Annotated in this window: 19 protein-coding genes; 13 read left to right on the forward strand and 6 right to left on the reverse strand. The window is 57.4% G+C overall.

Annotated elements, in window-relative coordinates:
* Window positions 1-155: 155 nt before the first annotated feature.
* Window positions 156-1583, forward strand: coding sequence for an exodeoxyribonuclease I (gene sbcB, locus LA321_RS16795; protein ID WP_042070021.1), 1428 nt, complete (start codon window positions 156-158; stop codon window positions 1581-1583).
* A 144-nt stretch (window positions 1584-1727) separates the two neighbouring features.
* A complete protein-coding gene (locus tag LA321_RS16800; protein ID WP_042069464.1) occupies window positions 1728-2228 on the forward strand; it encodes a hypothetical protein in 501 nt (166 codons plus the stop codon).
* 69 nt (window positions 2229-2297) lie between these two features.
* Here the strand turns inward: LA321_RS16800 and LA321_RS16805 are convergent, their stop codons facing one another.
* Window positions 2298-4007 carry a glycoside hydrolase family 36 protein gene (locus LA321_RS16805; RefSeq protein ID WP_042069466.1) on the reverse strand — a complete coding sequence of 570 codons (1710 nt, stop codon included), beginning with the start codon at window positions 4005-4007 and terminating at the stop codon, window positions 2298-2300.
* 168 nt (window positions 4008-4175) lie between these two features.
* Here LA321_RS16805 and LA321_RS16810 point away from each other — a divergent pair, with 168 nt between their 5' ends.
* From LA321_RS16810 to asd, 5 genes are all read left to right on the forward strand, one after another.
* Window positions 4176-4532 carry a CidA/LrgA family protein gene (locus tag LA321_RS16810; RefSeq protein WP_026457331.1) on the forward strand — a complete coding sequence of 119 codons (357 nt, stop codon included), beginning with the start codon at window positions 4176-4178 and terminating at the stop codon, window positions 4530-4532.
* Window positions 4529-5215, forward strand: coding sequence for an LrgB family protein (locus tag LA321_RS16815; RefSeq protein ID WP_042069467.1), 687 nt, complete (start codon window positions 4529-4531; stop codon window positions 5213-5215). Before LA321_RS16810 ends, LA321_RS16815 begins: the two co-directional genes overlap by 4 nt.
* Before the next feature lie 175 nt (window positions 5216-5390).
* Window positions 5391-6284: a cytidine deaminase gene (cdd, locus tag LA321_RS16820; RefSeq protein ID WP_042069469.1), complete on the forward strand. Its 894-nt coding sequence runs from the start codon at window positions 5391-5393 to the stop codon at window positions 6282-6284.
* A 355-nt stretch (window positions 6285-6639) separates the two neighbouring features.
* A complete protein-coding gene (locus LA321_RS16825; protein WP_042069470.1) occupies window positions 6640-7917 on the forward strand; it encodes a D-amino acid dehydrogenase in 1278 nt (425 codons plus the stop codon).
* 307 nt (window positions 7918-8224) lie between these two features.
* Entirely contained in the window at window positions 8225-9337 is a 1113-nt protein-coding gene (asd, locus tag LA321_RS16830) for an aspartate-semialdehyde dehydrogenase (RefSeq protein WP_042069471.1), read from the forward strand.
* A gap of 250 nt (window positions 9338-9587) precedes the next feature.
* Here asd and fdhD read toward each other — a convergent pair whose 3' ends face one another.
* The 5 genes from fdhD to LA321_RS16855 all read right to left on the reverse strand — a co-directional run bounded on the left by fdhD (window position 9588) and on the right by LA321_RS16855 (window position 16192).
* Window positions 9588-10403, reverse strand: a complete 816-nt coding sequence (gene fdhD, locus LA321_RS16835; protein WP_042069472.1) for a formate dehydrogenase accessory sulfurtransferase FdhD — start codon at window positions 10401-10403, stop codon at window positions 9588-9590.
* A 12-nt stretch (window positions 10404-10415) separates the two neighbouring features.
* Window positions 10416-12512 carry a sigma 54-interacting transcriptional regulator gene (locus tag LA321_RS16840; RefSeq protein WP_042069475.1) on the reverse strand — a complete coding sequence of 699 codons (2097 nt, stop codon included), beginning with the start codon at window positions 12510-12512 and terminating at the stop codon, window positions 10416-10418.
* A 369-nt stretch (window positions 12513-12881) separates the two neighbouring features.
* Window positions 12882-13199, reverse strand: coding sequence for a hypothetical protein (locus LA321_RS16845; RefSeq protein WP_224212222.1), 318 nt, complete (start codon window positions 13197-13199; stop codon window positions 12882-12884).
* A gap of 198 nt (window positions 13200-13397) precedes the next feature.
* Window positions 13398-15542, reverse strand: a complete 2145-nt coding sequence (gene fdhF / locus LA321_RS16850; RefSeq protein WP_082043344.1) for a formate dehydrogenase subunit alpha — start codon at window positions 15540-15542, stop codon at window positions 13398-13400.
* Window positions 15543-15586: 44 nt separating this feature from the next.
* Window positions 15587-16192, reverse strand: a complete 606-nt coding sequence (locus tag LA321_RS16855; RefSeq protein WP_042069478.1) for a 4Fe-4S binding protein — start codon at window positions 16190-16192, stop codon at window positions 15587-15589.
* Between the two features lie 15 nt (window positions 16193-16207).
* On the opposite strand from LA321_RS16855, the gene LA321_RS16860 reads away from it, so the two are divergent.
* From LA321_RS16860 to hyfB, 6 genes are all read left to right on the forward strand, one after another.
* On the forward strand, window positions 16208-16486 hold the full coding sequence (locus tag LA321_RS16860; protein WP_156140835.1) for a hypothetical protein: 279 nt from the start codon (window positions 16208-16210) through the stop codon (window positions 16484-16486).
* 351 nt (window positions 16487-16837) lie between these two features.
* Window positions 16838-18220, forward strand: coding sequence for an AAA family ATPase (locus LA321_RS16865; RefSeq protein ID WP_082043345.1), 1383 nt, complete (start codon window positions 16838-16840; stop codon window positions 18218-18220).
* A 3-nt stretch (window positions 18221-18223) separates the two neighbouring features.
* Complete coding sequence (locus tag LA321_RS16870; RefSeq protein WP_082043346.1) at window positions 18224-19183, forward strand: DUF4435 domain-containing protein; 960 nt, start codon at window positions 18224-18226, stop codon at window positions 19181-19183.
* A 382-nt stretch (window positions 19184-19565) separates the two neighbouring features.
* Window positions 19566-19844 (forward strand): hypothetical protein, encoded by a 279-nt coding sequence (locus LA321_RS16875; protein ID WP_156140836.1) that lies wholly within the window; start codon window positions 19566-19568, stop codon window positions 19842-19844.
* A 297-nt stretch (window positions 19845-20141) separates the two neighbouring features.
* Window positions 20142-20807 carry a 4Fe-4S dicluster domain-containing protein gene (locus tag LA321_RS16880; protein WP_042069481.1) on the forward strand — a complete coding sequence of 222 codons (666 nt, stop codon included), beginning with the start codon at window positions 20142-20144 and terminating at the stop codon, window positions 20805-20807.
* The gene (gene hyfB / locus LA321_RS16885; protein ID WP_042069482.1) at window positions 20807-22690 is read left to right on the forward strand and encodes a hydrogenase 4 subunit B; all 1884 of its coding nucleotides are present in this window, start codon (window positions 20807-20809) and stop codon (window positions 22688-22690) included. Before LA321_RS16880 ends, hyfB begins: the two co-directional genes overlap by 1 nt.

Raw genomic sequence — 22690 nt, forward strand, 5'->3', positions numbered from 1 at the left:
TCCCCCATTTTCCCCCTGCCGATTAAACCAGCGGACAATTCCCCCAAGCTTCGCTCTGGCGGCACTATGGTTTACCATGCAGGCAATTGTGGTGCCTGGCACCGCCCACCCTGGCGCCAGGCGCCGCCGTCACCGGATACCCCATCTCGAACAACATGAGCAAGACAGCGCACCCGGGCAGCGAGCCCACCTTTTACTTTCACGATTACGAGACCTTCGGCATCAGCCCTGCCAGGGACAGACCGGCGCAGTTTGCCGGCATTCGCACCGATGCGGATTTCAACCTCATCGGCGAGCCGCTAGTGATTTATTGCAAGCCACCGGCGGACTATCTGCCGCAACCAGAGGCTTGTCTGGTGACCGGCATCACGCCGCAAAAGGCGATGAAGGATGGGCTCTGCGAGGCGGACTTCATCCGCCAGATCCACGAGCAGTTTGCCACCCCGGGCACCTGCGTGCTGGGCTACAACAGTATCCGTTTCGATGACGAGGTGACCCGCTACACCCTCTATCGCAACTTCTACGACCCCTATGCCTACAGCTGGCAGAACGGCAACTCCCGCTGGGACATCCTCGACATGGTGCGGGCCTGCTATGCCCTGCGCCCGGAGGGGATCGAGTGGGCCTTTGACGAGGAGGGCAGGCCGAGTTTCCGACTCGAAAAGCTGACGGTGGCCAACGGCGTGGCCCACGCCAACGCCCACGACGCGCTCTCGGATGTGCTGGCCACCATAGAAATGGCCAAGCTGGTGAAAAAAGCCCAGCCCAAGCTGTTTGGTTATCTGTTTGACCTTCGCAACAAGAATAAGGTCAAGGCGCTCATCGACGTGGTGACCATGAAGCCGCTGGTCCATGTCTCCGGCATGTTCTCCCCCTGGCAGGGCTGCGTGAGCTGGGTATCGCCGCTCGCCTGGCACCCCACCAACCAGAACGCGGTGATCATGGTGGATCTCACCCGTGACCCCACCCCGCTCATCGAGCTCTCCAGCGAGGAGATCCGTGAGCGGCTCTACACCAAAAAAGAGGAGCTGGGGGATCTGGCCGGCATTCCGGTCAAGCTGGTGCACATTAACAAGTGCCCTGTGCTGGCACCGGCAGCCACCCTGACGGCAGAGCGCGCCGATGAGTTGGGCGTCAATCGGGAGCAGTGCCGCAAGAGCCTGGATCTGCTGCGCGCCCACCCCGAGGTGCGGGAAAAACTGGTGGAGGTGTTCAATCAGGAATTTGCCAGCAGCAATGACGGCGATCCGGATACCCAGCTCTACGCCGGTTTCTTCGGCCATGGCGACAAGTCCACCATGGATCTGGTGCGCGCCACCCCGCCGGATCTGCTGGGGGAACGGGAGTTCGCCTTCAGCGACGCCCGTCTGCCGGAGATGCTGTTCCGCTACCGCGCCCGCAACTGGCCCCATACCTTGAGCGAAGCGGAACAGAAGCGCTGGCGTCTGCACTGCAGCGACTACTTCAACCATCATCTGCCTGATTACGCCCCTCGCCTCGAAGCGCTGGCAGAACAAAATCAGGGTAACGAACGGAACTTTGCGATTCTCAAGAGTCTCTATCGCTATCTGGAAGAGTTATGAGTTGTGAGTGATTTCACATAAATCTCCCCCACGGTTCCCCTTCATCGCGCAATAATGACGAAGGGGAATTTTCCTCAAGTACCAATATCTTGTGAACGTCTCGCCTTGATGGCGAGGCACGGTCAACCGGATACCTGTCTGCCTATGCCTTCTTTGCGCACGCTGTCTGGATTACTGGCTCTGCTGCCCCTGTTTGCCCAGGGCGCCTATCGCTTCGAGATGCCGGACTACCTTGCCCGACTGCCGGAGCAGACCTATCAAATCGTGGCCCACAGCTTCAACACCCTCTACGAGAAGACCGATTTTACCCCCCAGATCACCAACAGCTACTTCAACGACTCCCCCCTCTACAAGTTTGTCGGGGTGCCGCTGGCCATCAGCGCTCACTCGGGCTTCCAGCTGGAGGTGTTCGGGCAGGCCTACAACCGTGCCTCCCAGGCCTATGTGCACCTGAGCGAGGACATGTCCCTCTATCGGGTGATGCGGGTGGATTTGATCGGCAACCCCAACGATCAGCTGGCCATCGGCTTTGGCCTCGGCGTGCCATTAAGTTCGCAACTGACCCTCAAGGCCATCGTCTCCAACAACGATATTCCGGGCTATGGCTCCGCCAATTACGCCGTCGGTTTTGAGTGGCATTACTGACCCCATTGCAACCCTCATAGGCAAATCAGGCTCCGTGAGGAGCCTGATTTGTTTGTCACTGCGTCTTGATCAGAGGTAGCGGATCACCCGCCCCTCGCCCCCTTGCAGGATGATCGAGGTGCCAACCGGTTGTTCATCCCAAAAATCCACCCCGCCTTCTGGCAGCAAAAACTCCTGGGGCAGTGCTTCCCAGTTGAACAGGCAGAGCAAAGTCTCGCCACCTGGCAGGCTCACCTCGCCGCAGGCAAAGTCCATCGCTTCGAAACGGGCGGAAGGGGCGCAGGCCGCACACAGGGCCAGCAACTGCTTGAGCTGCGCCGCCTGCGCCTCGTCGAGATCCTGCAGCCTGTCTCCCGCCAGCATCATGCCGCCGCTTGCCACCAGCGCCGCCAGATGGAAGTGGTAATCGGTGGCGCTGGCCTGCTGACTCGGCAGATCCCGCAGGCAAATGCAGTCGGGATCCAGCGCCCACAGCCGGTCGTTTTGCCAGGCACGGCAAAACGCCTCGCGGGCTATCTGGCGAAAACGGGGGCCGTGGCGCTCCACGTCATCGCTCACCCGCATGCCGTGCACCAGCCCCAGACTCGGCCAGATGGGGGCGTTGCAGCCGAGCAGGAAGGCCCCCTCGCCCGCCCCGCGCAAGATGGCGGCCATGCCGCGCCGATAGGCTTCAACCCGGGTGGCGGACGGGTCGTGGAACTGGCCGCCGTGAATGGCGCCCCAGAAGTTCGCATCGAGCTTGAAGTAGTGGATGCCCCACTGCTCGCGCAGGGTACGAAACACCCGTTCGAGATGGGCCTGCACCTCGGGATGGGTGCCGTCCAGCACATACCAGGGAGTGCAACGCCAACCGCCGTAGGTGACCCGCTCGGAAGGCAGCGGCAAGCCGTCATCTCCTTTCACGAACCAGTCGGGGTGATCCAGAAAGACCTGCGAGGTGGGCTCGGCGATAAAGGGGGCGACCCAGAGGGCTGGCTCGCAGCCGGCGGCGCGGATCTCTGCGGCCAGCGCCGCTACCCCTTGTTCGAATTTCGCGGAAGGGGTGAGCCAGTCCCCCATTTTGGCCTGATAGCCATCGTCTATCTGCACGTGGCGCAGGGCCGGAAAGCGCTCGGCGCGCACCGCCAGGTTCTCGCGAATGTCGGCGGCGCTCACATCGCTGTAGTAGTGATACCAGGAGCACCAGCCGCTGGGGCGAGTGGTGACCTGGCCGATCAGCGATCCATGCTCAGCCTCGATCAGAGTCGCCAGCTCGGCCAGCAGATCCTCACGCTCCGGCCCTTCCAGGCAGATCAGCGCCTCGCTCTGCCAGTGCTGGCCGGCAGGCAGCAGACGGTCCTCGCAGTTCATCAGGATCTGCAGGCGACCATCGGGATAGAGGCGAAACTCGCCGCCAAAGCGGTGGCAGCTGGCAAAGGCGAGCAGCAACCAACCCTTGCCGTGCTCTACCAGCAGCAGGTTGTGCACAGTGTGAAAGCCTTCGTCATCGGTGATGCGATAGACGCTGGCATCGGGGCAACGCCCCACCGGCTGCGGCGATTGCCAGCTGCCCATGGTCTGGGCCAGCATCTGGAATCCCTCCCCATAGATGGAGACATCGGGCGAGAGGCCGAGCTTGCCGTCAAACAGCACCCAGCGCCCCACCGGGGTATCGTCACGCCCCGTGTTGTCGAGGCGCACCCGGCACAGGGGGCCATCCCATTGGCGGGTTTGCAACAAGTGCGCGGGCAGATCATTATCGGTCGCCAGCTGGCGGATACGGGACAAGAGGGATGTCATCACTACTCCTTGTAGTTCGAAAAGGGTTCTATCAGACAATTTTCAAAAACGAAACTTCAATTAAATCAGCTTCAAACGAACTGATTTCAGCTGTTATTGTTTTAATGCCGCGACCCGGCCTCTCTGGTAAACTGCGCTTTTCTTCACAGTTACCAAGAAGGGGCTCACGTGATCGCGCAACGTGCCTTGCTATACCTTCGTGACTTTATGGTCATCGTCGCCTGCCTGCTGGCAGGCAAAACCGTGGCAGCCATCCTGCCCTTCGCCTTCCCTGGCAGCATCATCGGCATGCTGCTGCTGTTCGTGCTGCTCTCGCTGCAACTGGTGAAGTTGCAGTGGGTCGAGCTCGGTGCCGGTCTGCTGCTGCGCCATATGGGGGTCCTGTTCGTGCCGGTGGCCGTGGGCCTGGTGGCCTGGCTGGAACCCCTGCGCCAATCCCTGGGCCTCATCATGCTCTGCATCGTGGTGGGCATAGTGCTGATCCTCGGCACCGTCGGGCACCTTTATCAGAGGATGAACAAATGATCTTCTGGCTCGCCATTCCTCTGACCCTGGCACTCTATTTTGCCACCCGGGCGCTTCATCGCCGTCTGCCCTGGCCCATCATCAATCCGGTGCTGGTGCCCACCACCGTCATCATCGGTCTGCTGCTCTGGCTTGACCTGCCCCTTGAGCAGTACGAAAGCGGCACCCGCCCCATCACGGCGCTGCTGGAGCCCGCCGTGGTGGCGCTGGCCCTGCCGCTCTATCAGCAGGCACGCCAGATCCGGGCCAGGCTCGAGCCCATCCTAGTCTGCACCCTGGCCTCGGTATTGATCTCGGTATGTACTACCTTGCTGATCGGTCATTTTATGGGCGCCGACCCGGCACTACTTGCGTCCCTGATCACAAAATCCATCACCACGCCACTGGCCATGAGTGTGAGCCAGTCCCTCGGCGGCATTCCCGCCATCGCCGCCGCCGTGGTGGTGGTGGTCGGGATCATCGGTGCCCTGATTGGTTATCCGCTGCTCAAGCTGATGCGGGTCACTGACCCCGAGGCCCAGGGGCTGGCTGTGGGCGCCTGTGCCCACGCCATCGGCACCGCCACCTCCGCCGAACAGGGCATAGTCCAGGGGGCCTTCTCGTCGCTCGCCATGGTGGTGTGCGGCATTCTCACCGCCGCCGTCGCGCCACTCCTGTTCACCCTCTATCACTGGCTGAGCTAAGCCTTCATCAGGCGGGCCTGCTGGCCCGCCCGTGCGACCTGCCGCACAATTTGCACAAGACAAACGTTTCCATTACTATCCCGCTCCGTTTGCCCGTCAGGGCGTGAGCAAGCTCACACAATTCACCGCGCTTGCTCCCTACAATGGCCCCCCAATTGGCCTTTGAGGACACACTATGCATCCCCGTTTTGCCAAGCCACTCGATACCCTGCCCGCCCCGCTCAAAGCGGCGCTGCTGCCCATGCTAAACCCTGCCGACGGCAGTGCGTTCAATGCCCGTTTTACCCCGGATCAGGTCGCTACCCTGAAAGCCGCCAGCGGCCTTGATGATCGCGCCCTGCGCCTGGTTCTGCTGCCACTGGCCGCCGCCTGCTCGGTCGCCCCTATCTCCAAGTTTTTTGTCGGTGCCATCGCCTGCGGCCTGAGCGGCACCTGGTATTTCGGCGCCAACATGGAGTTCGCAGGCCAGGGGCTGTTCCACTCGGTGCATGCTGAACAGTCCGCCATCTCCAACGCCTGGCTGGGTGGCGAGACCGGGCTCTCTGAAATCACCGTCAACTACACCCCCTGCGGCCACTGCCGCCAGTTCATGAACGAGCTGAGCACCGCCAAGACCCTGCAGGTCTCTCTGCCCGATGATCTCAGTGCCCTGCAATCCTTCCTGCCCCACTCCTTCGGGCCGGCAGATCTCGACATCACAGATGCCCTGATGAGCCCGCAGTCCCACGACGAGCTGGCCCTTGAGAGTGAAGATCCGCTCTGGCAGGCCGCACTGGCTGCTGCTCGCCAAAGCTATGCTCCCTACAGCCAGGGTTATGCCGCGGTGGCACTGCAATTTGCCGATGGCCGCCTCTTCTGTGGCCGCTACGCCGAGAACGCCGCCTTCAACCCCAGCCTGCCGCCGATGCAGATGGCCTGCGCCCATGCGGTGCTGAACGGTGCGGATCTCGCCACCATCCGTCGCGCCGTGCTGCTGGAGAGCAAAAACGGCCAGATCAGCCAGCGCGATGCTGCCCAGTCAACCCTCAAGGCACTGGGATCGGTCGAGCTGGAGTACCTGGCTGTCTAACCGGCTACCTTGACCTCTATTGCCAAGGCCCCCGCATCCCGGATGCGGGGCTTTTTTTATCTCGATCCGCCCCCTTTGATACTCAACGAACTCCGTTGATCCTTATGCCCGGAGTTCAACTTAATTGCCGCCACGGCGGGTATCGCACGCCTGTTCCGGCCACTTGCAAGTGACGCCATGCAAAGGCACCCAACTTGTCGCACTAAATGCCAGAAAACCAACAATCAGCAACATTGAAAACCAGTTAAATAAATGTAAATAGATATTTATACCAATTATATCTTACCCAGTTGAATATACTGTGGCGGCTGATTAAGGTGGGGGCCTTATCAAGGCATCAGTCAAGGAAAGACGTATGGAGATAGTGGTACTCGGGGGTGGCGTCATTGGTGTAACCAGCGCTTGGTATCTGGCAAAAGCGGGCCATCAGGTGACCCTGCTGGAGCGGCGAGAGGGGGTGGCGCTTGAAACCAGCCACGCCAATGCCGGCCAGATCTCCCCCGGTTACGCTGCCCCCTGGGCGGCCCCCGGCATTCCCCTCAAGGCGGCCAAATGGATGCTGCAAAAGCATGCACCCTTCACGGTGCGTCCCACCGCCGACCCTTTCCAGCTGCGCTGGATGCTGAAGATGCTGGCTAACTGCACCCCGGCGGCCTATGCCACCAACAAGGGGCGCATGGTGCGCCTGGCCGAGTACAGCCGCGACTGCATGAAGGTGCTGCGCGATGAACTGGCACTCGACTACGAGGGGCGCCAGCTCGGCACCCTGCAACTGTTTCGAAGCCAGGCCCAGCTGGATGCCAGCAAGCGCGACATCGAGGTGCTGGAAGAGTATGGCGTCCCCTACCAGTCGTTGGATGACAGCGGCTGCGAGGAGGCCGAACCGGCCCTGGCACGGGTGCGCGGCAAGATAGTGGGCGGCCTGCGCCTGCCTGGCGACGAGACCGGCGACTGCTTCCGCTTTACCAAAGCGCTGGCGCTGGAAGCACAGAAACTCGGGGTCAAATTCGTCTTCAACTGCGATATCGACGAGATTGAGCTGGGCCGTGGTCGTGAGAGTGGCCGCGCCGTGGCGGTGCGGGCGGGCGAACAGCGCTACCGTGCCGAGGCCATCGTCTGCGCCCTTGGCAGCTACGGCACCGGCTTCCTGCGTCCGCTGCTGCGCCCGCTCGGGCTGGAGCTGCCGGTCTATCCGGTCAAGGGCTACTCCCTCACCCTGCCGATGACCAATCCGGATGCGGCCCCCCGCAGCACAGTGCTGGATGAAACCTACAAGGTGGCCATCACCCGTTTTGACGAGCGGATCAGGGTCGGCGGCATGGCAGAGCTTTCGGGCTACAACCTGGTGCTCAACCCCAAACGCCACGACACCCTGGCCATGGTGGTGGGGGACCTCTTCCCCGAAGGGGGGGACATCAGCCGCGCCGAGTTCTGGACCGGGTTGCGCCCCATGACGCCGGACGGCACCCCGCTGGTGGGCCCAAGCCCCATCCCCGGGCTCTGGCTCAACACGGGCCACGGCACCCTGGGCTGGACCATGGCGGCAGGTTCTGGCCAACTGCTCTGCGATCTGATTAGCGGCAGTGCAACCGCCATCAGCGACGAAGGGCTGACCCTGGCTCGCTACGCCTGAGTCGCCCCAGGCTCCATCGGCAGGCCACCTTATGCAGGTGGCCTGCCTGTTTTTTCATCTCCGCCTCTCCCACCTCTTTTCTGCGCCGCTTTTTCCGCCTCCCTACGGTGTTCGCGCCGCTGGATATTGCAGCGAACGACACAGAATATTGCGCAATTCGACTTGCGCCCGCCGCCACAATCCGTAATGTGGACAGACACATTTTTCGCAACTCGTATTTTGTAACCAGCTTGTAAATGGCCGGCGCCATACAAGGGGTCACGGGATCCACAACGCATTATTAAGCAGCTATCCAGGGTAGGACATTATGAAAAAAGTAGGTTTGGTCGGTTGGCGTGGCATGGTGGGATCGGTTCTGATGAGCCGGATGCAGGAAGAGCAGGATTTCGCCCATATTCAACCTACCTTCTTCACCACTTCCCAGGCCGGTGAAGCCGCCCCCAACTTCGGCGTCGATGCCGGCACTCTGCAGGACGCCTTCGACATCGAGGCACTGGCCAGGCAGGATATCATCATCACCGCGCAAGGCGGCGATTACACCAAGGATGTCTATCCGCGCCTGAAGGCCGCCGGCTGGCAGGGTTACTGGATTGACGCCGCCTCTTCCCTGCGCATGGAGCAGGACGCCGTCATCATCCTGGATCCGGTCAACGGTGACGTCATTGAGCAGGCGCTGAACGATGGCATCAAGACCTTTGTTGGCGGCAACTGCACCGTCAGCCTGATGCTGCTGGCCCTGGGCGGCTTGTTCAAGGCCGATCTGGTGGAGTGGGTGAGCGTGGCCACCTATCAGGCCGCCTCCGGTGGCGGTGCCCGTCACATGCGCGAGCTGGTGACCCAGATGGGGATCCTGCGCGACGAGGTGGCGGTAGAGCTGGCAGACCCTGCCTCCGCCATCCTCGATATCGAGCGCAAGATCACCGAGAAGACCCGCTCTGGCACCCTGCCGGTGGACAACTTCGGCGTGCCGCTGGCCGGTGGCCTCATCCCCTGGATCGACACCAAGCTCGACAACGGCCAGAGCCGTGAAGAGTGGAAGGGCCAGGCCGAGACCAACAAGATCCTTGGGATCCAGGATGCCGCCATCCCGGTGGATGGTCTGTGCGTGCGGATCGGCGCCCTGCGCTGCCACAGCCAGGCGTTCACCATCAAGCTGAAGAAGGATGTGCCGCTGGCAGAGATCGAATCCCTGCTGGCCTCCCACAACGACTGGGTCAAGGTGATCCCCAACGATCGCGACATCACCGCCCGCGAGCTGACCCCGGCCGCCGTCACCGGTACCCTCAGCATCCCTGTGGGTCGTCTGCGCAAACTCAACATGGGCCCCGAGTACCTGGCCGCCTTCACCGTGGGTGATCAGCTGCTGTGGGGCGCCGCCGAGCCCCTGCGCCGCATGCTGCGCATCCTGCTGGCCCGCTAATTCGCCGCGTCAATACCAAAAGGGCGGGGAGTCACACTCCCCGCCCTTTTTTACGGCCTCTTGCTGGTGGTTTCTTTGTCTGTCAGTCGCACCAGATGGCACAGGGCAAGCCGCGCCCATCACGTCTTAGCATTATCCCTGTGGGTGTATCCCAGTTCTGTGCCACCCACTCAACGCCAATGTCAGCGCTGAATGTCACTACTGATTCCTGTGCCCATCCTGGCGAAGTGGTCCAGCCCCAAGCCCGCACCTATGCCAGCACGATACGCTGGCAGCCGCTGTAGATCTCGGCGCGTCCCGGACGGCAAAACCCCACCAGGGTGAGACCGGTCTGCTCGGCCCGCGCCACCGCCAGTTCGGTGGCAGCCGAGATGGCGAGCAAGATCTCCACCCCGGCGCTGGCGGCCTTTTGCACCATCTCGAAGCTGGCTCGACTGGTCACCAGGATGGCGCCATCACACCGACCGGTACGACACAGGTGGCCCACCAGCTTGTCGAGCGCAATATGGCGCCCCACGTCCTCGCGAATGGCGAGGATGTTGCCCGCTCCGTCCACATGCACGGCGGCGTGGGTGGCGCCGGTGCACTGCCCCAGCAACTGCAGGGGGCGCAGCCCATCCAGCACCTTGTCGATAAGGCCTATCGCAAAGCGCTGGCTGTCCGGCAAGGGTGGCAAGGTGCGCACCACCTGCTCCAGGCTCTCGCTGCCACAGATGCCGCAACCGGTGCGTCCCGCCAGGGTACGCCGCTTCTCTTTCAGGCGATAGATGCAGCGGTTGGCCAGGGTGATGTGTAGCTCGATGCCCTGACAGCCATTGACCTGCTCGATGTCGTGAATGTCGTGCAGGCCGTCGATGATCCCCTCAGAGAGGGAGAAGCCGATGGCGAAATCTTCGAGATCGGCGGCCGAGCACATCATCACGCTGTGGGCGATGCCGTTGTAGACCAGCGCCACCGGGGTTTCGCAGGGCAGCTGCATGGCGCTGTCGGTGGTCACCTCACGCCCTTGATAGTGCACCACCTCGCGCGGTGCCGCGCACCGGAACACGTCACTCTCTTGCCACATCTTGTTGCCGCCTTATTCGATGATCCTGGGATCCTTTGCCGAAATACCGAGCCGCTTCATTTTCGAGAGCAGGGTGGTGCGCTTCATGCCAAGACGCTGGGCCGCCCCCCGGGCACCGGCGACGATGCCGTTGCTCTCCTTGAGCGCCGCGATGATCGCCTCGCGCTCATCCTCCGGCCCCTGTCGGAACAGGGGGGCATCGGGCTCGTCATAAACCAGGGTCTCAATCTTGTGATAGCCCTTGAGAGGCAACAGCTCGTCGGGGGAGAGATTGAGCACCTGACCGCGGGTCATCACCACGGCCCGCTCTATGATGTTCTCCAGCTCGCGAATATTGCCGTACCAGGGGAGCGACACCAGCATCTTCATGGCATCTGCCGGAATGGCGGTGATGGTGCGGCGCATCCGCTTGGCGATCTTCTTGATAAAGAAGTTGACCAGCAGCGGTATGTCTTCGCGCCGCTCGCGCAGGGGTGGCAGCTCGATGGGAAAGACGTTGAGCCGGTAGTAAAGGTCGCTGCGAAAGCGCTTGTTCTTGACCATGGAGAGCAGATCGCAGTTGGTGGCCGCCACCAGCCGCACGTCCACGGCGATCGGATTGCTGTTGCCCACCCGCTCCAGCTCGTGCTCCTGCAACACCCGCAACAGCTTGGGTTGCAGATCGATGGGCATGTCCCCCACCTCGTCGAGAAAGAGGGTGCCCTTGTGGGCCCGCTCGAAGCGGCCGATGCGCTGGGTCAGGGCGCCGGTGAAAGCCCCCTTCTCGTGGCCGAACAGATCGCTCTCGATAAGGCCGGTGGGAATGGCGGCGCAGTTCACCTTCACCATCTCCCGGCTGCTGCGGGCACTGAGTTGATGAATAGCCTGGGCGATCAGCTCCTTGCCGGTGCCCGTCTCCCCCAAAATCAGCACGGTGCAGTCGCTCTCGGCCACCAGCCGCACCTTCTCCATTACGCTCTCCATCACGGGGCTCTGGTAGATGATATGGGAGAACTCTCCCCGCACGGCGGGTTCGCCAATGCGAAGGGTCTTCTCTTTCGCGCCGTTGGTGTTGGAGATTTCCTGCTGCGACTGCACGTTGTTCATGGCGATCGCCGTGCGCGCCGCCACCTGTTCGAGCAGAGAGATGTCGATATCGACGAAGAAATCCACCTCCGGGTGGGAGAGGATCAGCACCCCCAGCAGGTTGCCCCGGTAACGCAGCGGCAAGATGCAGGAGCTGTTGGCCTCGGGGGGCAGGATCTGGGTGGCGAAGCGGCAGTGGGCATTGCAGCCGTGACCATGCTCGCGATAGATGAAATAGGGTTCGCTGTGACCCAGGGCCCCCTGCAGGCAGTTCTTTTCGAAACAGGAGTGGTCGATGATGCCGGGCTGCTCGCTCTGGCTTTCGTTCACCAGATAGCTCTTGAAGCTGTCGGAGGTGGCATTGTATTCGGCAAGACAGAGGCTGCTGATGGCAAAATGGTGCTGCAGGATGGCAAACAGGCTTCTTGGCAGCTCGGCAATGCGCACCTGTTTGATCACCGCATTGGTCACATCCACCAAAATCTTGCAGCTGTCGCGCTCAAGGCGCAGGGAGTGGGCCTGCTCCAAGGTGCGCTCCTTGTCCTGCACGTTCTCCAGCGCAATGGCGATGATGGCCGCCAGCTGGGTCAGTTTGGCCAGCACCTCCATGGGAAAGGCGCGAGCCTCGCGGCTGATGAACTCCACCCCGCCCAGGTGGCTGCGAGCGGTGGTGATGGGCAGTTGGCAGTAGGATTGCAGGTCATCATAGACGGGGGTGCTCGCCAACAGGGCGCAGCGGTTTTCAAAGCGGGCGGCGGGCAAGATGATCGCCTGCTCCCTGGAAAAGTGAAGGTCTGCCTTGCGGCAGACGAGGTGCCTTGGGCCCCTCTCCCCCATGTAGCAGAAGATGGCCTCCTCCCCCGTCCCCTGGTTGAGGATCAGGTTGACCCGGATCACGCCGTCGAAACAGACGTCTATCTTGTTGAGTTTCTTGATGAAGTCATCGAGCGTCACGGCCGACAGCAGGCTTTTTGAGAGCAGGAGGAAACCGTCATCCCAGATGGGGGAGATCTCGTCCAGCGGGATGGCACTCACATTCAGCATTACGGCCTCACATTGGATCAGTGTCAGTCACAGAGCCGGCCTGCCATGCCGTGGCATACTGATTCGCCATAGCGACCGGATATAACAACAAGGGGTCGCCCTCATGCTGCTGACAAATATTGAATGGCATGATGCTTTATCAAATGTTGCAATTCAAAACGGGCACGTAACGAACAATAACAAAAGATAACATCGTCAGCGTCGATATATTCAAAGCTGGCGTGCCATCATAATGAAGCGGCGGGTTCATTACAAATCAGGCTGAATATTTTCTCGCGCATTCGTCCACATTTAATCAAGCCCGCGATTAAATAACTGATAATTAATTCAAGAGTGCCGCCCGAATTATTTGACGCAGAACAATCTGGCTCACTGGCACTGATCACCCTGGCCCTGCTGCCACTGCAGATGTCCGCTTTTCAGCCCACCCAGGATAAAGAGCGCCGAACAGCCCTGAAAGGCCATCAGCAGCCAGCTGGCGTTGTCGGCCATCTCCTGCGCCACCGTCCGGTGCGTAAGGTAGACCAGCAAAGTGATCAGCCCCAACAGCATAGCGTTGATCAAGGTGGTCGAGACGAAGGCGATCAGCCAGGCGATGGTGGTACTCAGTGCGGAAAATACCCCGAGCATGGCCAGCCGCGCCGCCATGAAACAGCCGAAAAAACCAAAGCCCAACAGAAATATCATCTCGTCTTGCCAGATATAACAGCCAATACCCAGCAATATTGCGACGAAATAGCCGCAAATATAAAAGATACCGAATAACCGGTTGATATCATGTTGCATGATCTCACCCATATTGAAATTTAACCAAGACAAGGGTGACCGACTCACAAGATGAGTCGGTCCCTTATTTTTTATCTCCCCGAAGAGAGTGGTTGCCAATTACCCTTTGGCGGCGCTGCGCAATTTTGCCTTGAGCGCGCTGTACTCGGTCTGGACGTAGACTTCTGCCTCGGCCTGATCCGCGATGCGCTCAATTTTTACCGCGCAGTACTTGTACTCCGGGGTGTAGGAGACGGGGTCAAGGTGCTCGATGGTGAGCTCGTTACAGGCCCCGATCCACCACTGGTAGGTCATGTAGACCACCCCGGCGTTGACCCGGTCGTTGTAGTTGGCCCGGGTAATGACCTTGCCGCGCCGCGACGAGATCCAGACCAGCGCCTGATCCTTGACCCCGAGTTTTTGGGCATCGCTCGGGTGGATCTGCACATAGCCCGGCTCATCGGCCAGGGTCTGCAGCGCCGAGCAGTTGCCGGTCATGGAGCGACAGGAGTAGTGGCCGACTTCGCGCACGGTGGAGAGCACCAGCGGGTACTCGGCGCATGGCTGCTCCCGCGGCGGCCGCCACTCGGAGGCAATCAGCTGGCCCTTGCCGCTCGGGGTGGTGAACACATTCCCCTCGAACAAGGTGCTGGTGCCCGGGTGATCCTCGGTCGGACAGGGCCACTGCACGCTCTTGAGATCGGCCATCTTGTCATAGCTGACCCCGGCGTAGATCGGGCAGAGTCCGCGCAGCTCGTCCCAGATCTGCTCGGTGTCGCGATACTCCATGGGATACCCCATGGCGGTGGCCATCAGCGAGAAGATCGCCCAGTCGGGCTTCACGTTGTCAGGCGGCGTCACCGCCTTGTAGAAGCGCTGGAAACCGCGATCCGCCGAGCTGTAGACCCCCTCGTGCTCGCCCCAGCTGGTGGCGGGCAAAATGACATCGGCCATCTCGGCCGTCTGGGTCATGAAGATATCCTGCACGATCACCAGCTCCATCCCCGCCAGGGTACGGCGGAACTGACCGAGGTCTGCCTCGGTCTGGGCCGGATCTTCGCCGAAGATATAGAAGGCCTTGCACTTGCCCTCCTCCACCTTGTGGCCCAGCTCGGTCAGGCGATAGCCGGGCTTCTGGGAGAGCGCATCAACCCCCCACGCCCTGGCGAACTTGGCGCTGATGGCAGGATCGCTCACCGACTGATAACCCGGGAACTGGTGGGGCAGCATCCCCATGTCGCAGGTGCCCTGCACGTTGTTCTGGCCGCGTACCGGCCCGCAGCCAGTGCCACGGCGACCGAAGTTGCCGGTCAGCAGCGCAATACCCGCGAGCCCCTTGACCACGTCCACCGCCTGACCGTACTGGGTCACCCCCATGCCCCACAGGATCATGGAAGCAGGCGATGCGGCATAGGTGCGAATGGCGGCGCGGATATCGGCGGCTTTGAGGCCGGTGATCCCCTCCACATATTCCGGGGTGTACTTGGCCACAGTCGCCTTGAAGGTGTCGAACCCTTCGGTGTAGTTGGCGACGAACTCTTTGTTGTAGAGGCTCTCACCTATCAACACGTTGGCGAAGGCGTTGACCAGCGCCATGTTGGAACCGTTTTTGAGCGGCAGCCACTGATCGGCGATGCGGGCGGTCTCCACCATGCGGGGATCACACACAATCACCTTGGCCCCGTTGGCCTTCGCCTTGAGAATATGGCGGGCGACGATGGGGTGAGAGTCAGCAGCGTTGTAACCAAACACCAGCAGGCATTGGGTCTCTTGAATTTCGGGAATGGCGTTGCTCATGGCGCCGTTGCCTACTGTTGTCTCCAGACCGGAGACTGAGGGTGCGTGTCACACCCTCGCGCAGTGGTCGACGTTGTTCGTCCCAATCACCGCGCGGGCAAATTTCTGCATCACATAGTTGGCTTCATTGCCGGGGCCACGGGCAGAGCCGGTGGTCATGATGGCGTCCGGGCCATATTTCGCCTTGATGGCAGAGAGGCGGCTGCTGGCGAACTCGATGGCCTCGTCCCAGGAGACGGCTTCGAGCTTGCCACCGCGCTCGCGGCGGATCATCGGGCTCTTGAGACGGGGGGTCAGCAGGTTGGTGTCGTTCAAGAAATCCCAACCGTAATAGCCCTTGAGGCAGAGTTGCCCCTCGTTGGTTCGGCCGTTGGCGCCTTCGGCCCCCACCACCTTGTCGTTTTCAACCAGCAGGTTGATCTTGCAACCGGTGCCGCAATAGGGGCACACGGTAATGACTTTTTTCATGACTCACACTCTTTTATTAACGAAAAATGTTCGGTAAAGCCCGCTCAGACCAGCGCCGGAACATGGCCTGCCAGCAGCGCCTCAGCACTGGCCAGCTGCTTTTGCCGGTTGAGGGTCTCAAGACTCTCCGGGGTGACCAGTCGCAGTGCCTGGGTCGGACACACCTCGACACAGGCCGGGCCCGCCTCGCGGTGACGGCAGAGATCGCACTTGAGCGCCTGCGCCTTGGTCTGCGGCCGCTTGAAGAGCGAATCGGCAGCGGGGGCCACCTCTTTGACCACCACCGCCATGGCGCCGTAAGGACAGGCCACCACGCAGGACTTGCAGCCGATGCAGCGCGCCTGCAGCACCTTGACGCAGCCATCCTCGGTGACGATGGCGTTGTTCGGGCAGGCCATGGCACAGGGCTTGTCTTCACACTGGCGGCAGAGCACCGGCGTGGTCACCTTGCTGCCCACGATCACCTTCAAGCGCGGCTGAAAATGGCTGTCCTTGGAGACCAGATGTCCATCCTCGATGGCAAGATGCAGGCCGCCCTCCCGCGCAAGGGTCCCGCTGCAGGACCCTGACTGGTGTGAAACGGCACACGCCACCTCACAGGTACGACACCCAATACAGAGACTGGGATCTGCAATCACGAAGCTGTTCATAGAGAGGGATCCTAAATGGTTCGTTACACCCGACCGCCCTCACCCACCTGGCGGGCAAAATGCGGCCAGCCCCCACTAGGCATTTATCAGGCCAAAACGGGCCAATGGTGCGATAAAAACTCGCAAGCAACTGAAAATAAAAGATTAATTAGAAATAGCTGTGTGCTGTTGATCACCTCTGACGAGGGTGATGAAGGGGTGGGAAGTGTGATCGACACGACAAAAGTGACGAGCTCGACACTTGGTTGTATGGGAGCGATTCTCTTGCCCGATACGCAAAACGACTCTCAATGACTAGTTTGTTGATTTAGGGCAGATTTTTCTTCGATGACTCTTCTCTCAACTAATCCAACTGGATATCATGTTCCAGTTGGCAACCAGCTCCGCTGGGGGGCATTCACATGCTGCCAAGCAATGAAATCATGCAGGTTAAAAACAGTACATTAGGAGCTGTAACCTAGGGGCGGTAGCGTGGAAAAGATCTTACAACAACCAACTCAAGAATGTTAATTCATATAAATATTCCAGCCTTTTGATTATTACTTATGTTAAAAACATAATATATATTGTACACCACAATATTAAGCTAACCATTTACAAATAAATAATTTTAATGTTACGTTTTAGGAGTTAAAGGGAAATTTAATGAAAACCTCAACGATTAATTACGTAAAGATAGAAAAACTATATGGCCATAAGAGCTTCAATGTTGAATTGATTGACAACCAACTGATTATTGTTGGTGAAAATGGCTTGGGGAAAAGTACAGTTATTAACATACTTTTTTATACCTTAACAAGCCAGTGGCAAAAGCTTCTTAAATATCAGTTTCATAAAATTGAGGTAGGAGTTAATGGTAAGAGCTACTCATTTACCATGGATGATATAAATAGTGTTTTTGATAAAGTAAATGAAAACTCTTACATTAATCTTTTGTTTAAACTAAAGAATCATAATTTAACGGCCAAACAAGCATATCTTAGCTTTAGCTCGGATATATATAGAAAACTTAGAAATGATAGTTTTAGTGAGCCGGCAAGGTTACGAAGAGCACTAATGGAACTTGCTGATAATAAACTCACTCTTGACCATTTACCAAAAAGCTTACTTAAATTAGAATCGGCATTAAATTTTCATGTGTTATATCTACCAACATATCGAAGAATTGAAAGAGACTTAAAGCAAATTTTCCCTTCACTAGAGGAAGATCTTCAAAAATACAACAGATATCACTCCAGCATTAGTAGAAATCGAGAGCATGTTGAGCTTGTTGAATTTGGAATGCAAGATGTCCAGTCGATGATTTCTTTAAAAATGAATCAGCTTGAGAATGAATTCAGATCATCTTTAGAACGTCTAACAAGTGGTTACCTTCGAGTAATATTACGAAAAGAATACAAAGAAGAGAGTGCATTACCAGAATATAAGTTCAATGATCAGGAACTAGATTCTATATTTGAAAAGATAGAACGAGACGGATCATTTTTCTCTAGGGATGATTTAAAAAACCTTCGAAATACTGCGCATGCACTAAACGAAGGTAACTTATCATCAGATATCGACATGTTGTCAGCTCACTTGATTAAGCAATTATTAAACCTTCACAAAAACCAATTAAATAAAGAAGACAAAGTCAGAACGTTTGCAAAAATAACTAACAGCTACCTTAAAGGCAAAAAGTTTGATTTTAACAGCAAAGAATTTAGACTTCCATTAGTACCAGACTTTGAAAATGAAGATTATGTATTATGTAATTCCACTGATGAAATCGACTTGAGCCAATTATCATCAGGAGAAAAGCAAATTGTCTCTCTTTTTGCACATATGTACTTGTCTGATTTTGACGACTTCCTAGTCATCATTGATGAACCAGAGCTGTCACTCTCAGTTCCTTGGCAAAAAAGGCTACTCGTTGATATCACCTCCACAGAAAACTGCAACGGATTAATTGCAGTTACACACTCACCTTTTGTTTATAACAACAGCTTAAAAAGCAAAGCTAAATCATTAATGGAGTTCTATATTTAAGCCATGGACCTTCTCGCATATCTTAATGATGAGCTCTCAAACAACAACATTGAGCACCACCATTTTTTAATAAGCTACAACCCTCAAAATAAAATAATTCATTGTTTTTTTGAGGGTAAAACCGATGAATCTTTCTATGGCACAACTATTCGCAACCTGCTACCTGATGGCTATAAACTAAAAACTTATACTTGTGGTAAAAAAGATAACGTTTTATTTCACTATAACGAATTAGGGAATAGAACGAGTAAGAAACAACCTCTTTTATTTTTCATCGATAAGGATATTGACAACATAATACCCGTCGAGATAGTGAAATCAGAATCTATATATGAGACTGATTATTACTCTATAGAAAATTATATTGTAACAAGTTCTAGCCTCTTGCAACTATGGGCGGAAGTTTTCAGACAATCATCGGGTACAGCTGTTGCTGAAAAACTAGAGACGCTTTTCGAGCAAGCCCACAATGAATATAATAAAATTGCATTACAATTTATGGCATGGGTTCTTCATCATCGGAGAAAGGGAGGGGGAAGACTAAACCTAGACTGTATCAAAACCAATGAGTTATTCACAATTGATGATAATTTAAAATTAACACCATCTTTTACAGAATTATCTGATTTATATAATTATTTACTCCAAAAAACAAAAGTTGAAACTCAAGCCAATGAATATGAAAACATTCAGAAGTGTCTACATGAATTATCTTCTTTTGAAATAAAGAAGATATCAAGAGGACATAATGAAATGGACTTTTTTATTGAATTTTGCAAAGCTCTGAAAAAAATATCCACTAACGTTGAGACAGTTAAGATAACAACTCAAGTAGATATTAATTGTGCGAACGCTATAGATATTATGGGTCCGAGAATTAAACCCCATCAATCTCTGTTGTCATTTTTAATGACTCATTTTGAAAACACATCCATATCCACAGGGAAAACCATAACTGTATAATACATTTGATGGATCATGTCTGGGGTTTTAAATACCAACTATACAATACCAAGCCTTTATATTTAGTGGCCCTTTCAAAGGGCCATTTTTTATACAATTAACTCTCGTTTAAAAAAACCATCGCTGCCTAATCCCCTCCCCTTTGCCACCCTGCCAGCAATTAATTAGTCACTATTTTATCGTCTGTTTTTCACCCGCATCGGTAAAAATAGTGGCCAAACCGCTTCCCCAGATAAAACAAACGGTTGTCTGCAGAGTGCGTGGATATTTCAATCGGTGTCTAATTAATAATTTCGTTATCCACCCCTTTTTGATTATTTATACCTGAGCATAAACCCACGATGGGTGTGTCATTATACCCTTAATGGCAGATGAACAGACTGTGTCCCATGATGAGCCTCTTTATATCCAGTTAGCTCCCTTTCCCATCGCAATCCATTTATGCGTTCCTGCGGCACCTGCCGCACGCCCGATAGACGGGGGCGGCCCGTGCTGGCCAATCGTCACCATCAAACTGACAGACAACTTCATGAACGGTAATCACAAACAAGCCCTGTCCGGCGTTACGCTGGCGGCGATCGGCGTGGTCTATGGCGACATCGGCACCAGTGCCGTAGGGTGCAATAAGCGCAACGCATTGCACCGCTTGAAGATCTTTTGAGAAAGGGTGTAATTCACTTCGTTCATTGCACCCTACCCTTATCTCCCGTTTCGCTATCAGTCCCACGCGCAGACCCTTCCTATTGAGACTCCCTGTGTCGATCACTGCTTTTTCCCTTCGTCACAAGTGACGAACGTCACAGTTCGACATCTACCAGCCTTCTTGCTGCGCTCTCACCTAAAAATAAATTTATTTAAAAACATAAGCTTATAGTGATAATTCACGCCAAATCCATATTGGCCCGCATTTTGCCATCCAGCGCCTACTCCATTCCTTCGCGACACGACAAGGTAGGCTATGAACCGCTTCGTTATCGCTGACCCCAAGCTTTGTATCGGCTGTGGCACCTGTATGGCGGCCTGCAGCGAGGTACACAAAGCGCAAGGTTTGCAACAAGCCCCCCGTTTAACCGTTATGCGACACGAGCAGGCAACCATGCCGGTTCAGTGCCGTCACTGTGACGATGCCCCCTGCAGCAAGGTGTGCCCGGTCGAGGCAATTCGCCAGACCGGCGATTGCGTGCAACTCAACGAGTCGCTCTGCATCGGCTGCAACCTCTGCGCCGTGGCCTGCCCTTTTGGCGCCATCCAGAGCGGCGGCAGCCGTCCGGTGGCCGTAGCCACCAGTTACGACACCTATATCCCCTGCTCCATCCGCTCCAGCAACCCCTCCACCTCCGCCGGCCTGCGCTGCTTTGGCGAGGATCTGCTGAGCTGGGAGCCGGGGGTGCGCAGCATCGCGGTCAAGTGCGACCTCTGTGAATTTCGCGCCGATGGCCCGGCCTGTGTCGATGCCTGCCCCTCCCAGGCACTGACGCTGGTCAATGACGGCGACACCGAACACGCTGCCCGTATCCGTCGCCAGCAAGCGGCCGACACCAACCCGCAAGGGGCCTCTGCCTTCTCGGCGCCCGCCAAGGCAACCCCAGCCTCCGATCTATCCACCACAGAGGGAACGTGCTGATGTTGTCCCCCCTTGTTATGGCCACGCTTCTGCTCTTTTTGCTGGGCGCTGCCGCCGGTTTGCTGCTGCAAAAGCTGCCCGCACTGGCCAACCGCCTCAACAGTGGCTTTGCCCTGCTGGGCTCGCTCGCGGGCCTGGTCGCCGCCATCCAGATCTTTGCCCAAGGCACGCCCGTCGACGGCCAGCTCTGGCTGCTGGGCTCGGTTCATCTGGATATGCTCTCCGCGCTCATGCTGCTGGTCATCAGCACCGTCGGCGTCGCCGTTGCGCTCTACTCCTTTGCCTATATCCGCGAATATCAGGGCAAGGGCGATGTAGCCATCGGCGCGCTGATGAACCTCTTCCTGTTTGCCATGGTGGGCATGGTACTGGCCGACAACGCGCTCGGTTTCTTGCTCTGCTACGAGCTGGTGACCCTCACCACCTACTGGCTGGTCAAAACCAACCCGGAAGCCGCCAAACAGAGCCGGCTTTACCTGGTGATGAACCATATCGGCATGGCGCTGGTGCTGATCGCCTTCTGGCTGCTCTGCCGCGACAGCGGCTCGCTGGAGTTCGCCGCGCTGCGCGAGCACCATCTGGCGGGTGCATTGGCCTCTCTGGTGTTCCTGCTCGGCTTCTGCGGTTTTGGCCTGCGCGCCGGTTTCGTGCCGCTGCACGGCTGGCTGCCGGTGGCCGAGCCCGTCGCCCCCTCCCATATCTCGGCGCTGATGTCCGGCGTGATGGTGAAGCTGGGTCTCTTTGGCATCTTGCGGGTCAGCATCGATTTTCTCGGCGCCAGCCAGCTCTGGTGGGGCTATGTGGTGCTGATCTTCGGTGCCTGCTCGGCAGTGCTCGGGGTGCTGTTTGCGCTGGCCGAGCACGATCTCAAGCGGCTGCTCGCCTACCACACGGTGGAGAACATCGGCATCATATTGATGGGGATGGGGATCGGCATGATCGGTATCGCCAACCAGCAACAGGCGCTGGTGGTGCTGGGGCTGCTCGGTGCGCTTTATCACCTGCTCAACCACGCCATCTTCAAGAGCCTGCTCTTTATGGGCACCGGCTCGGTGATGTTCCGCCTGCACACCCGCGACATGGACAAGATGGGGGGCCTGGCCAAACTGATGCCCTGGACCGCGCTGGCGTTCCTCATCGGTGCCATGGCCATCTCGGCGCTGCCGCCGCTCAACGGCTTTGTCAGCGAATGGTTTATCTATCAGTCGCTCCTTTCCATGACCAGACTCGGCACCTCTGTCGTTGCGCCGCTCGCGGTAGTGATGCTGGCGGTAACCGGCGCCATGGCAGTGATGTGTTTCGTCAAGGTGTATGGCATCTGCTTCTGCGGCGCACCGCGAAGCGAGAAGGCGAGCCACGCCCGCGAAGTGCCGCTTCCCATGATGGCAGGCACCCTGCTGCTGGCCGCCGTCTGTCTGGTGCTGGGTCTGGGCGCCCCCTGGATTGCCCCCCATATCGCCAGCTATGGCCAAGCCTTGGTAAGCGGCCAAATGAACGTGGCCACTGGCGCCACCCTGCTGCCACTGGATAGCAGCCAAGCGATCCTCTCCCCGCCCGTTATCGCCATCACCTTGCTGGGGCTGTTCCTCATTCCGCTGCTGGTACTGGCCATCTTCAAGGGGCCCAAGCTGGGTCGTCGTCACGCCGGCACGCCATGGGCCTGTGGTTATGTCTATGAGGAGCGCATGAGCCTCACCTCTGGTGGTGTCACCCACACCTTGCGCCAACTCTGCGCGCCGCTCTATCGCAAGCAGCCGCAGCTCGATCTGGCCAGCGCCCTGCACGGGGTGAGCGATGCCCCCGGCAACACCGGCTGGCTGCTGCTCTCTTTAATAAATGGCATTGTGCTGGCGCTCTTTATCCTGATGGCTGTAGGAGTCTGA

The organism is Aeromonas enteropelogenes (genome assembly GCF_020097295.1).
Lineage (GTDB): Bacteria > Pseudomonadota > Gammaproteobacteria > Enterobacterales > Aeromonadaceae > Aeromonas > Aeromonas enteropelogenes.